Source organism: Streptomyces sp. NPDC044984, from assembly GCF_040646935.1.
In the GTDB taxonomy this organism is placed as follows: Bacteria; Actinomycetota; Actinomycetes; order Streptomycetales; family Streptomycetaceae; genus Streptomyces.
Genome location: NZ_JBEZBE010000002.1, coordinates 89,468 through 101,767 on the forward strand (window position 1 = coordinate 89,468; position 12,300 = coordinate 101,767).

Genomic DNA, 12,300 nt, shown 5'->3' on the forward strand with positions numbered 1-12,300 from the left:
GGTCGCCGAACGATGTCGCTACTGCACATGAGAGAGATCAATGGGACGCACAGCAGGACGAGGGCCCGAGAACACCAAGCGGTTGATCCTTGATGCCGCCAGGGGCGTCGTCGTGGCGCAGGGGGCCCGGGCGACCCTCGACGACGTGGCGGCCGCGGCCGGGCTGACTCGCGGAGCGGTGATCTACCACTACAGCTCGAAGAACGCGCTGTGGCTCGCGCTGGCCCAGGACGTGCTCGCCCAGTTCCACCAGGCGGTGCAGGACCGCGTCGAGGACGGCCAGGACCCCGGGCGCCTGGCGCGCGCCTTCATCCGCGCATCACTGGAAGGCGACGCGATCGAATTGGTCGGCGAACGGCTTTTCCTCCTGGCTGCCCTCGCAGTGACCCCTGGGGTCTCGGAGATCGCCTCCGAGGACGGTGCGCGCTGGAAGGCCAAGATGGCCGAAGACGGACTCTCCGTGGGAGCACGCACCGTCATCCTGAACGCCGTCGACGGCGCCGGCCTCATGGCCGGATGGGGACTCAGGCCCGACCGGTCCGAAATCGCCGCCCTGCGAACCGAGTTGGAGAAGCTCACTACTCCTGGCACATAGCACTGCGCCGACGTCCCAGCCCGGCGCTGCCCAAGTGCCGCAGCGTCCGGCGGGCCTTCGCGTTGAGCGATGACCTTGTGCACGTCGGCCACTGACCAGGGGCACGGACCGAAGGTCGTCCCACGGGTGGGGCAGGTGGGCTGGGATCAACTGAGCGATCGAGATGAGCCCGTGCTCTGCATCTGGGCCTCGGGCAGCCATCCGACCAGCGCAAGCGCGGATCATGTCGTGTGACAGCCGAGAGTCACAGCCAATCGTTGAGGGGGTTGATCCCGCACTCGACCGCCTGGCGCCGACGACAGTCGGCTGGGCCGAAGCCTGGAGGTCGGCCACCGCGTGAGCCGAGCTTCCGGCCGTCGCGCGCCCGGTCAGCCACGTCCAGGATCGTGCAGCGATTCTCGCGGCGGCGCAGGTGGGCGCGGTTCCTACGGAAGACGCCCGTTCCGCGCAGACCCGATCGAGGCGGAAACATGGCCGGCCCGGACCGGTGCGGGACACGCGAACCTTCTCCCGCACCGGCTCGAACTGCGGCGAGTCCCCGCGCTGTCCCGCCGTCACCACAATCGACGGAAAATTCCGGCCTGGCTCGACGGCCAGGTGCAGCTTGGCAGTGAGCCCCGCCGCGTGAACGTCCGAGCCCGCGATCTCCGAGCTCGCTGAACACACCGCCCGGCGGGTCCTTGTGCGCGTACCTCCGCTTGCTGACCCGAGATGCATACCGATGTGCACGGCGGTCCCGCCTCACGACGGGCAAGAGGCCGCGCGCGATGTGAAGCCGCTGCACACGCAGGCCAGGGCGAAGAGCACCGGAGAGTCGATGAGACGAGGGGCCGACCGAGGCCAGGGACGGCCGCCCACCGTCGCCCGAGCGACACGCCTCCCCTCGTGCGGGCGTCGGCAGCCGGGGCCTCCCGCGCGGACTACTTCCTCTTACGTCTCTGCGGTTCCCCCACCCCTCGTACCGGTGAGCGACCTCACCCGACTTGAAAACTACACTGACACGTCAGTACAGTATTGGGACGAGGCAGACGGCCGGCAGGCCGCATACGAACGGAGCGCGACCATGACCAGTGTCAGTACCCGATCCGCCGACGTCGTTGTCGTCGGCGCCGGGCTCGCAGGGCTCACGGCAGCGGACCAGCTCTCCCGAGCCGGGTACGACGTCGTCGTCATCGAGGGCCGTGACCGCGTCGGCGGACGGATCCACACGGTCGAGGTCGCGGGCGTCCCCGTCGACGCCGGAGCGACCTGGGTCGCACCGGGTCACACCGCAGTACGCGACCTCGCACGCCGATTCGACTGCGAGTTCGTGCCCCAGTCCCAGCCGGGCAAGGGCGTCATGTCCTTCGGAGGCAAGCGCAAGATCGAGAGCGCCACGTCCATGGCACCCTGGGTGATGCTCGACCTCACGCGGATCATGGGGGTCCTGCAGAAGATGGTCGACGGCCTCCCCGTCTCTTCTCCCTGGGAGCACCGCCACGCCGCACACTTCGACTCGATGTCCTTCGGCGAGTGGCTGACCTTGAAGCACGCCCTCAAGGACACCCGGAAGTTCATGAACATGTTCAGCCTCGTGCACTGGGGTGCACCCGTCGGCGAGGTCTCACTGTTCAACGTGATGCGGTACATCAAGAACCTGGGCGGTATCGAGCACATGCTCGCCGTCGAGGGCGGCGACCAGCAGGACCGGCTGTTGGGAACGATGCACACACTGGTCAGCAGGCTCGCCGGCACGCTGGAAGACTGCCTGCTCGTCGCCTCCCCCGTAGAGCGCATCTCCACGGCCGGCGAACGCGTCACGGTCGAGACCAGCAAGCACACCGTCGAAGCCCGGTACGTCATCGTGACGGCGTCGCCGGCGCACCGCTCGACCATCGAGTTCACGCCCGCACTCCCGGAGCGTCACTACGGGCTCTCGCGCAGTTGGCGGCTGGGAGCACTCAGCAAGGCTTTCGTCGCCTACGACCGCCCCTTCTGGCGGGACGAAGGTCTCTCGGGAGAAGGAATGTCCGACGACGAGACCGCCTTCCTCACTTTCGACGTCAGCCCGGACGCCGATGGCCCCGGCATCCTCATGGTCTTCTGTGACGCGCGCGGGTTCGACGCATACGACGAGGCCGAGCGCCGCCGCCGCGTCATGCGGCACCTCATCCACCTGTACGGTGCGCCCGCGCGCCACGCCATCGACTACACCGACTTCTCCTGGGGCAACGACAGCTTCGCACCCGGAGGGCCGAACCCGGCGGTCGGGCCGAAGACGTGGACCACCTTCGGACCGTTCCTGCGCGAGCCGGTCGGACGCGTCCACTGGGCCGGCACCGAAACAGCCGACGAGACCTCCGGCACCATGAACGGCGCCATCCTCTCGGGCCAGCGCGCAGCCACCGAAGTGGCATCACGCCTCGACTCCGGGCAGTGACCATACCTGCCCCCACTGACCTCGCCCCCGGACCGTCGGCGCCGGCCTCCGGTCCAACAAGCCACCGCCCCCCATAGTTCGGTAGAACGGGCCACGAGCAGACCGGGTGGGCGGGGCCAGAGCCGATCCGTCCCGGACAGTCGTCCTCGCCCTGCCCCCCACAGAGCCCTCGACGTGCGCGTCCTGAGCAGTGACTTCTCCCCCGCACGCGGTCCGCTGTCTTCCGACTCCGTCGGAACCGACGTCCGCGGCCCGCTCTTCCACCGCGCCCACCCACAGGACCTCGACGCCGCTCCCACCGTCCCCATGCTCCCCCGGCAGCCCCATGCCGTAACGACCTCCCAGTCACGGACCCGCACCGAAGAGGAGACCCCCTTGAACAACCCCGTACCCCGAGCCCTGATCGTCGGCATGGGCATCGGTGGCCTCGCCACGGCGATGCGCCTGCACGACATCGGCTGGGATCCCGTGATCGTCGAGCGAGCCTCCGAGCGCCGCGCCGCCGGCTACTTCATCGGCCTCTTCGAAACCGGCCGCGCCACCGCGAAGCGCATGGGCATCCTCGACGCCATCGGCAACCGCACCGACCCCACCAGCATCACCTATGACGTGGAGCGGGACGGACGCCGCCGTCCCGGCATGGGTTACGGCGACCTCCCCGGCGGCCCCCGCCTGATCCTGCGGGGCGACATCGAGACCGCCCTCCACGACGCAGTCGCCCTCCGTACCGAGATCCGCTACGGCACCACACCCACCGCCCTCGACGAACACCCTGCGGGAGTCGACGTCACCCTGCGCACCACCACCGGCGAGGGCGTGACGGAGACCACTGAGCGCTTCGACCTCGTGATCGGCGCCGACGGCCTGCGCTCCACCGTCCGCCGCCTCGCGTTCGGCCCCGACAGCCGCTTCATGCGCCCGCTGCACCACATCGTCGCCGCCACCACCATGAAGGAACCCGTTCCCGGTTACCGGCCCCAGGACGGCGTCGTCCTCGCCGAACCGGGGCGCTCGGTGTGGACCTTCCCCTTCACCGACCACCAGCCCGGACTGCTGTTCAACTACCGCACCGACGACGAAGACGCCCAGTTCCGCCGTCCACCCATCGAGTCGCTGCGCGCCGCCTTCGGGCCAGAGCCCGTCGGCCCCGTACTCGGTCATCTGCTCCGGCAGTTCGAGCAGGCCGACGACTACATCTTCGACTCCGCCCACCAGATCGAGATGGACACCTGGCACACCGACCGGGTCGTCCTGCTCGGTGACGCCGCCTGGTGCCTGACCCTCTACTCCGGCATGGGCGCCTCCACCGCGATGGCGGGCGCCGACCTGCTGGGCACCCTGCTCCAGCGCAACCCCGGCAACACTGCCCGTGCCCTGCGCGAATGGGACCAGAAGCTGCGCCCCTTCATGGCGCTCCAACAGAAGTCCGCACGCACCGAGGGCCTGCCGACATTCGTCCCCCAGACCCGCAAGGACAAGATCGTGCGCACCGCCATGCAGAAGGTGCTGACCAACCGGGTCGGCAAGAAAGTCATGACGGCCATGATGGACAAGGCGTTCAAGGAGATGTCCATCGATATTGCCGCCGTCTGACAGCCCCCACCACGAAGTCAGACTTCGCCTTGTTCGCCGGAGCCGTGAGCCGTTCCACGAACCCTCCAGTCACCGCACCGTTGGCTTCGAGGAACCGATCGAAACGGTTCAGGTCGTCCGGTTGACCAACCTGTCGCAGCGTCAGGTCGACCGATTGCGGGTCGGGAATAGATGAGAAAGCTCGCCTGATAGCAGCGTCCTCTCCCTGAGCCTGCTATGGACCTTCCCGGTCTTGCGGTGAATTCTCGGGTCAACCTCCGGCTCGTGAGGTCGATCATCACTATACGAATCAGGGCGTCAGAGCAGGAGGATGAGGTTCTTGGTCTGGGGGTTGAGCCAGCCGGTTGGGTCAGCCGCGCGAGGCACTCGCACTCAAGTCCCCCCTTGCGCGCAGAGGTGTCCACCACCGTATCCACCTTGCGATGCTTCAATCCGTTCGTTTTCACGTCTCGGTTCCGACAGGTTGGGCTTCATGAACGCGGAGAATGATAAGCAGGATAAGGTCGCCGTGACGGTGACCGCTGATTCCGTTGCGGGGGACGAGCGGGCGACGGAGCGGAAGCTGGGCTCGCGGGCCCCCGGATTCATCCAGAAGTCAAGCTTGCTCCGCGCGGGCTGGCAGGTCGGAATCTTCGTCGTTGGTCTCGCCGTAGTCGGGGCTGGCGTCGCGATGCTGGTACTGCCCGGCCCGGGCTGGATGGTGATCTTCGGAGGCATGGCCATCTGGGCGACCGAATTCACCTGGGCACAGATCGTCCTACGCTGGACCCGACGCAAGGTCACCGAAGCTGCCCAGCGCGCACTCGACCCCAAGGTACGGCGGCGCAATATCATTCTCACCACGGCGGGGATCGTGATCATTACGACGCTGGCAGGAATTTACCTCTAGAAGTTCGGCATAGTTGTACCGTGGAAAATCAAGCAGTGATTCAGCAATGGTCCGGCGATGCAGCCGACAAGGGACAGAGTCTTTTATTCGTCCAATCCCTCGTTTCGAAGTCGCGAGTTGGGAGGTGAGGCGCCTTCCGTGCATCTCCTGGCTGTTCAACTACGGGTGCCTGACCGACCGCTACGAACGCAAGAGCCGCCTCCCTTCACAACCGTAGGACTGCGCTCCGAACGCATCACGCTCACCGACCGCGCGAAGCCTTCGCACGACGGCACCGTCAACATACTCCGGGCCAGGATCGATCAGTGCTCGTACACCGGCGCCCGATTCGAGTACGAACTCAGCCTCGGCGACCTGCGCATCCACACCGAAAGCCCCATCCAGCACACAGGCCGGGAGATCAACCTTCTCATTCGCCCGGACGACTGCCTGCTCTACCCGGAAACCGTTTGACCGACGGGCCGCGGACGGCGACGCCCTGGGATTGTTTCGGCTCAGTCGCTGCTTCCCTCGTACGGGCCGCCGGCGCAGGCACAGAGGTCCACTGGTCGTCCTCACCGGGACATGAGCCGGTAGCGCGGTAGATGGCTGTCGATCCCGCTGGTCCCCCTGAGCCATGCGTGGATGACCTTACGGATATGAGTTGGGTCGGTCGCAGCCTGTCGCGGCGGCCCTGTCGCGCTCGGCGTCGACCCGTACGGTGACGCCTGTCTCGACGATGGTGCGCGTGGCGTCGACCGACGCGTAGATCCACAGGATGCGCATCGGCTCGGTGGCGGAGGCGTTGCGGAACCGGTGGGGCGTGCCCGCGGGGACGTAGGTGGTGTCGAAGCGGGTGAGGTGGTGCTCGGTGCCGTCGATCTCCACGATGGCGTCGCCTTCGAGGATGGTGACGCTTTCGGGGCAGTTGTGGGTGTGCAGCGCGATGCCGGCGCCGCCGTCGAAGAGGGTCTGCCCGGTGAGGAAGACCTCGGCGCCGACGGCCTGGGTGACCAGCGGGATGGTGCGGGCGCCGCCGCCTCGGCTGAAGGAGGTCAGTTCGGCCGGGCGCAGGACCGCGGGCTCGAAGTGGCTGAAGCAGGGCGCTTCGGTGTCGTGGTGGTGCATGGTGTTCTCCGTGAGGTGCTTGGTGGCCAGAACCGGACTTCTCGATGCCCCCGAAGGACCCCGAAGGGCAGGCGCGGATCCGATGCGTCGCCAATCTGGTGGTGATCTTCCTGGTGGCGTCCACCGTCGCCCTGCTCGTCAACATCCACGCCGCCGGGGACCAGCAGGAACTCATCGAGCGCCGTCCCGCTAGCCTGCATCGCCTTCGCCGTGATGACCGGCACCGTCACGGTCGTCCGAACTCCGGGTGCCGGGATGACGAACCGCCGGGGCTCCGTCCCGGCACGGCACGAATCCGGTGGACCGCACCGACATGGGGTGCGGCCCACCGGGCACGAGGACGCAGGACACAGGGTGCGGCTCAGGTGACGCTGATGGCGCCGGTGATGACGGCGAAGAGGATGTAGGCGAGGGAGACGAGGACGCCCCAGCGCAGGGCGTGCTTCTGGAAGTCGCCGAGTTCCGCCTTGACCAGCCCGAGGAGGACCCACAGGGGCGCGCTGGTGGGGCCCATCATGTGCAGGATCTGGCCGATGGCGCCGGCCCGGGCGATCTCGTTGGCGGGGATGCCGTAGTGGGCGGCGGATTCGGCGAGGACGGGCACGACGCCGAACCAGTAGCCGTCGTTGGACATGAAGAAGCCGAGCGGCAGGGCGAGGACCGCGGTGAACAGCGGGATGACGCTGCCCCAGCCCTCCGGGACGATCGAGAGGGCGGCGTCGGCCATGGCCTTGATCATGCCGGAGTCGGTCATGATGCCGGTGAAGACGCCGGCGGCCAGGACGAGGATCATCACGGGGACGGCGTTGGCGGCCTGCCGCTTGATGAGGTCCTGCTGGTCGCCGATGGAGCGGATGTTGACCAGCAGGGCGATGACGAACGCGACCATGAAGAGCACCAGGAGGTCGGCGACCTCGGCGATGAGCAGCACCATCAGCAGCACGGTGAGGGCGGCGTTGAACCACATCCGCCAGTCGGCCTTGACCGGCTCGAACGCCTCGCCGGAGGCGATCTCCAGCTTGTAGGCGGCCAGCTTCTCCGGATCGAGCTTGCCGCGCTCGCGCAGGCCGAGCCAGTACGCGACGGCGACGATGGCCAGGCTGGTGAGGGCCATGGGGCCGATCATGTGGACGAAGTACTCGGTGGCGCTCAGGTGCAGGACGCTGATGCCGCGGGTGGCGGCGCCGCCCCAGGGCGTGGTGCCGGAGATGGTGCCCAGCGCCATGGCCGCCAGGGTCGCCAGAATGAGGGGGTTGATGCCCAGGCGCCGGTAGATGGGCAGGAACGCCGAGCAGACGATCATGTAGCTGGTGGTGCCGTCACCGTCGAGGGCGACCAGGAGGGAGAGCACGGCGGTGCCGACCACGATGCGGACCGGGTCGCCCTTGGAGGCGCGGACGATGGCCTGGACGATCGGCTCGAAGAGCTTGCACTCCATCATCAGGCCGAAGTAGAGGACGGCGAAGAGCAGCAGCGCCGCAGTGGGCGCGACGGTGTCCAGACCGTTCATGATCATGTCGCCGAGCTCGGTGCCCTTGCCCGCGACGACGGCGGCGGCGATCGGGGTGAGCATGATGGCGGTGAACGCGGAGAGGTGTTTCCGCATCACGAGCAGCATGAAGCTGCCCAGTGTGGCGAAGCCGAGGACGGCGAGCATCGTTGCTCCTTGGGGCAGGGCTGAGGGCCGCCGGTCTGACGGCGGCGCAGGACGGCGCGTGAGGTTCAGTGCGTGTCGGTTCGGGTGACGACCGGCAGCGCACGCAAGGCCGTACTCGGCTCGTGCGTCGGGTCGGTCATGGTACGTGCGGCTCCTGTACGGCGGCTCGGAGGGCGCACGGTCGCGGCGGGCGAAGGCCCGGTGGGGACGTCAGGAGTGCGCCTGGCATGGCTGGGACTACCGGGGCACCCGGTCGCTCAAGGATGGCGGATTGGCCCGCCACTTCCGGACAACCGGTTTACCGGATTGCCGGTAGGTAACTAGAATCCGGCCATCGCGTCAATACCGAAGTGAGGAAATCGATGGCCGAACTCGCCAGGATCACGGTCGAGCCGCGCGAGCCGCTGGCCGCGGAGGTCTCCCGTCGCCTGATCGACTACCTGATGTCCGGCGAGGTCCAGCCCGGCGACCGTATCCCCTCCGAGCGGCAGCTCACCGAGATGCTGGGGGTGAACCGGCCCACGGTGCGTGAGGCGATCAAGTCGCTCGGGTTCCTCGGCCTGCTGGAGATCCGCCAGTCCAGCGGGACGTACTTCCGCGGCACCGACTCCGACGTGCTCTACCGCCTGTTCGAGCTGGGTCTGGTCCTGGGCGAGCGGGGCGCCCGCGACATGGTGCAGGCCCGGGCGGAGCTGGAGGTGATCGTGGCGGGGCTGGCCGCGCAGGCGCGCGACGAGGCGGGCGTCGAGCTGCTGCGGGCCCGGCTGACGGCGATGCGGGAGTGCCCGGACGAGGAGTTCCCCGAGGCGGACACCGCCTTCCACGCCGCCCTCGGCGAACTGGCCGGCAACACGGTGCTGCGGGACATGCTCAAGGGCATGCGGGCGATGATCCAGCGCGGCTGGGTCGAGCGCACGGGCGCCGTGCGGTCCCGCGAGGTGGCCTACGCCGACCACGTGCCGATCTATGAGGCGGTCGCGAAGGGCGACGCCGAGGCCGCCCGCACGGCGATGGCCCGGCACATGGAGGGCGCCTCCCGCCGCCTGATGAAGGCGCTCGAACAGCGCGAGGCGTAGCGGGAGACCGCGGGCAGCCGGGCCGGTACCGGCGCCCGCGGCTCCCCATCGACACAACCGGTTGACCGGTTGACCGGTTCGGCCTACAGTGACGGCACGGCACCGCGACACCACGCCGCCGTCCCCCATCTCGGGCCCGCGCCCCCGCCGTCGGGAAACATGTCCCAGGTCGGCCGGAGGCAGGCCCGCGGTCGGGACCCTTGCCGGTCCCCGCCTACCGGAAGAGGTAAGAACCCCGGTGATAGAACCCCAGCCTCTGGTCGCCATGATCCACGCCGTGCCGGCCGCGCACCGCATCGCCGAAGAGGCGTTCGCGCAAGAGTTCCCGCAGGCCACGGTCTGGAACGTGCTGGACGACCGTCTCCTGGACGACGCCCGCGGCGCCGGCGGACTCACCGGCGCCCTGCGCCGGCGGATGCTCCGCCTGATCGGCCACGTGATGGACGGCGGAGCCCAGGCCCTGCTGCTGACCTGCTCCTCCTACGGCGAAGTCGTGGACACCGCCCGTACCCTGTGGAAGGCGCCCGTCCTGAAGTCCGACGAGGCGATGTTCAAGGCCGCCCTGGCCGGCCCGTACGGCCGTATCGCCGTCGTCGCCTCGACGCCGCCTGCCGTACCGGCGGCCGTCGCCCAGCTCGAAGCGCTCGTCCCGGCCGTACGCCCGGACCGGCCGGTCGACATCGTGACCGCCCTGAGCGAGGAGGCCGCCGGGGCCCGCCCCGAGGAGGCCGCCCGGCACCTGGCGGACGCCCTGCGCGCAGCCGGGGGCGCCGACGCCGACGTTGTGCTGCTGGCGCAGTACTCGCTCACCCCGGCCCGCGACGCCCTGGCCGACCTGTTGGGTGTGCCGGTGCTGGACGGCGCGGGCGCCGCCGCACGCGAACTGCGCGGCCTGCTCGTTCCGGCAGGAGCACCGGCGGTCGCGTCATGAGCACGGGGCTGCCGTGGCCGCTGGCCTACACCGTCTCCGGTGACGACTGCTCCGCGTCGATGCCGCTCGGCTTCACCGCGCCGCTGGCCGAAGGAGTCCGCCGACTGGCCGAGCTGGGCTACGACGGGGTGGAGGTGCAGGTCCGCGAGACCGGCGCGCACACCGCCGAGGAACTGACCCGCACGGTGGAGACGGCCGGCCTGAAGGTGCTGGGTATCGGCACCGGCCCGGTCCGCGCACAGGACCGGCTGACGCTGACCGACCCGTCGCCCGACGTACGCCGTCACGCCCTGTTCCGCCTGCTGGGCGCGGCCCGGCTCGCCGGCGAGCTGGGTGTGCCGGTCACCCTCGGGCAGACCCGCGGCACCTTCCTGCCGGGGCTGGAGGACATGCAGCGTCTGTGGGCCGAACACGCCGTACAGCAGCTGGCCGAAGAGGCGGCCGACCGCGGCAGCCGGCTCCTGCTGGAGGCCCAGTCGCGGACCAGCACCTCGCTGTGGCACACCCCCGGGGAAGCCCTCGCCTTCATCGACTCCCTCGACGCCCCGGCCGGACTGGTACTGGACACCCACCACCTCGATGCCGAAGGTGTCGACGTGGTCCGGGCGGTCACCGAACACGCCGCCGTCACCGGCTGCCTGCAACTCGCCGCACCCTCCACCCGAGGCCCGCTGACCATCGGTGATCCCCGGCTCCCCGCCCTGTTCAGCGCACTGCGCGAGGGCGGCTTCACCGGCTGGCTGACCCTGGAGCACACCCAGGACGGCGACAGCCCCAAGGCCGCCGCCCGCTCGTGGACCGCGCTCACCGACGCCGCGACAGCACTTTCCTGACCCGCCCCACCCCCCCTGTTCTGAGAGGAACCCGCACCATGAGCAGCAAGACCTACCGCCTCGGCGTCCTCGAGGGCGACGGCATCGGCCCCGAGATCGTCCCGTCCTCCGTCGAGATCGCCACCGCGGCAGCCGAAGCCGCCGGTGTCTCGGTCGACTGGGTGACCCTGCCGCTCGGTGCCTCGGCCATCGAGACCCACGGCACCCCCGTTCCCGAGGAGACCAAGGACGCCCTCGCCGGCCTGGACGGCTGGTACCTCGGCCCGCACGACTCGGTCTCCTACCCGGAGCCGCACAAGTCCGCGCTCAACCCGTCGGGCACCCTGCGCAAGCACTTCCAGCTCTTCGCCAACATCCGCCCCGCCAAGAGCTTCCCGGGCGCGAAGGCCGTCTGCGACAACGCCGACCTGGTCATCGTCCGCGAGAACACCGAGGGCTTCTACGCCGACCGCAACACCTTCGCGGGCACCGGGGAGTTCATGCCCACTCCGGACACCGCGATCATGCTCGGCATCATCACCCGCGAGGCCACCGAGCGCGTCGCCCGCGTCGCCTTCGACCTGGCCCGCTCGCGCCGCAAGAAGCTCACCATCGTCCACAAGGCCAACGTCCTCAAGCTCACCACCGGCCTGTTCCGCACGGTGTGCCAGGAAGTCGCCAAGGACTACCCGGACGTCGCCGTGGACGACTTCCACATAGATGCCATGACCGTCCACCTGGTGCGCCGCGCCCAGGACTTCGACGTCATCGTCACCGAGAACATGTTCGGTGACATCCTCTCCGACCTGGCCGGCGAGATCTCCGGCTCGCTGGGCACCGCGCCCTCGATCAACTCCTCCGCCACCACCGCCATGGCCCAGGCGTCCCACGGCTCGGCCCCCGACATCGCCGGGCAGAACATCGCCAACCCCGTCGCCATGATCCTCTCCGGCGCCATGCTGTTCGAGTGGCTCGGCGCCAAGCACGGCGACGAGAAGCTCGCCGCCGTCGCGAAGATCATCGAGCAGGGCGTGGCCGACGCGATCGCCGCCGGCACCTCCACCCGCGACCTCGGCGGCTCCGCCTCCACCACCGAGTTCACCGCCGCCGTCATCAAGGCCATCGGCGCTGCCCGGTAGCAGCACCCCCGGTCGTCCGGGGCGGGTTCCACGCCGCCCGCCCCGGGCCCCATGAGCCGCACGACGCACAGCCCGAGGAGAG

General features: G+C 69.2%; 11 protein-coding genes. 9 read left to right on the forward strand and 2 right to left on the reverse strand.

The window, feature by feature from the left end; all coding sequences use genetic code 11:
- Nucleotides 1-40: 40 nt before the first annotated feature.
- The 5 genes from AB0A94_RS02735 to AB0A94_RS02755 all read left to right on the forward strand — a co-directional run bounded on the left by AB0A94_RS02735 (nucleotide 41) and on the right by AB0A94_RS02755 (nucleotide 5,949).
- A complete protein-coding gene (locus tag AB0A94_RS02735; RefSeq protein ID WP_361737762.1) occupies nucleotides 41-595 on the forward strand; it encodes a TetR family transcriptional regulator in 555 nt (184 codons plus the stop codon).
- A 1,063-nt stretch (nucleotides 596-1,658) separates the two neighbouring features.
- Nucleotides 1,659-3,014: a flavin monoamine oxidase family protein gene (locus AB0A94_RS02740; protein ID WP_361737765.1), complete on the forward strand. Its 1,356-nt coding sequence runs from the start codon at nucleotides 1,659-1,661 to the stop codon at nucleotides 3,012-3,014.
- A 375-nt stretch (nucleotides 3,015-3,389) separates the two neighbouring features.
- Entirely contained in the window at nucleotides 3,390-4,607 is a 1,218-nt protein-coding gene (locus tag AB0A94_RS02745; protein ID WP_361737768.1) for an FAD-dependent monooxygenase, read from the forward strand.
- A 472-nt stretch (nucleotides 4,608-5,079) separates the two neighbouring features.
- Nucleotides 5,080-5,496, forward strand: a complete 417-nt coding sequence (locus AB0A94_RS02750; protein ID WP_361737771.1) for a TIGR02611 family protein — start codon at nucleotides 5,080-5,082, stop codon at nucleotides 5,494-5,496.
- Nucleotides 5,497-5,634: 138 nt separating this feature from the next.
- Entirely contained in the window at nucleotides 5,635-5,949 is a 315-nt protein-coding gene (locus tag AB0A94_RS02755) for a TOBE domain-containing protein (protein WP_361737774.1), read from the forward strand.
- A 177-nt stretch (nucleotides 5,950-6,126) separates the two neighbouring features.
- On the opposite strand, the gene AB0A94_RS02760 is transcribed toward AB0A94_RS02755, so the two are convergent.
- Nucleotides 6,127-6,603, reverse strand: coding sequence for a cupin domain-containing protein (locus AB0A94_RS02760; protein WP_361737778.1), 477 nt, complete (start codon nucleotides 6,601-6,603; stop codon nucleotides 6,127-6,129).
- A gap of 361 nt (nucleotides 6,604-6,964) precedes the next feature.
- Nucleotides 6,965-8,260, reverse strand: a complete 1,296-nt coding sequence (locus AB0A94_RS02765) for a citrate:proton symporter (protein ID WP_361737780.1) — start codon at nucleotides 8,258-8,260, stop codon at nucleotides 6,965-6,967.
- A 362-nt stretch (nucleotides 8,261-8,622) separates the two neighbouring features.
- Between AB0A94_RS02765 and AB0A94_RS02770 the strand changes: the two genes are divergently transcribed.
- From AB0A94_RS02770 to AB0A94_RS02785, 4 genes are all read left to right on the forward strand, one after another.
- Nucleotides 8,623-9,336, forward strand: coding sequence for a FadR/GntR family transcriptional regulator (locus tag AB0A94_RS02770; protein ID WP_106415466.1), 714 nt, complete (start codon nucleotides 8,623-8,625; stop codon nucleotides 9,334-9,336).
- 238 nt (nucleotides 9,337-9,574) lie between these two features.
- Entirely contained in the window at nucleotides 9,575-10,267 is a 693-nt protein-coding gene (locus AB0A94_RS02775; RefSeq protein WP_361737782.1) for an aspartate/glutamate racemase family protein, read from the forward strand.
- Entirely contained in the window at nucleotides 10,264-11,100 is an 837-nt protein-coding gene (locus tag AB0A94_RS02780; RefSeq protein ID WP_361737785.1) for a sugar phosphate isomerase/epimerase family protein, read from the forward strand. Before AB0A94_RS02775 ends, AB0A94_RS02780 begins: the two co-directional genes overlap by 4 nt.
- A gap of 38 nt (nucleotides 11,101-11,138) precedes the next feature.
- Nucleotides 11,139-12,218, forward strand: coding sequence for an isocitrate/isopropylmalate dehydrogenase family protein (locus AB0A94_RS02785; RefSeq protein ID WP_361737788.1), 1,080 nt, complete (start codon nucleotides 11,139-11,141; stop codon nucleotides 12,216-12,218).
- Nucleotides 12,219-12,300: the final 82 nt, after the last annotated feature.

What these genes read in the sequence shown, in the direction of transcription:
- AB0A94_RS02735 (WP_361737762.1), top strand. Translation starts at nt 41, where the DNA reads ATGGGACGCACAGCAGGACGAGGGCCCGAGAACACCAAGCGGTTGATC.
- AB0A94_RS02740 (WP_361737765.1), top strand. Translation starts at nt 1,659, where the DNA reads ATGACCAGTGTCAGTACCCGATCCGCCGACGTCGTTGTCGTCGGCGCC.
- AB0A94_RS02750 (WP_361737771.1), top strand. Translation starts at nt 5,080, where the DNA reads ATGAACGCGGAGAATGATAAGCAGGATAAGGTCGCCGTGACGGTGACC.
- AB0A94_RS02760 (WP_361737778.1), bottom strand. Translation starts at nt 6,603, where the DNA reads ATGCACCACCACGACACCGAAGCGCCCTGCTTCAGCCACTTCGAGCCC.
- AB0A94_RS02765 (WP_361737780.1), bottom strand. Translation starts at nt 8,260, where the DNA reads ATGCTCGCCGTCCTCGGCTTCGCCACACTGGGCAGCTTCATGCTGCTC.
- AB0A94_RS02770 (WP_106415466.1), top strand. Translation starts at nt 8,623, where the DNA reads ATGGCCGAACTCGCCAGGATCACGGTCGAGCCGCGCGAGCCGCTGGCC.
- AB0A94_RS02780 (WP_361737785.1), top strand. Translation starts at nt 10,264, where the DNA reads ATGAGCACGGGGCTGCCGTGGCCGCTGGCCTACACCGTCTCCGGTGAC.
- AB0A94_RS02785 (WP_361737788.1), top strand. Translation starts at nt 11,139, where the DNA reads ATGAGCAGCAAGACCTACCGCCTCGGCGTCCTCGAGGGCGACGGCATC.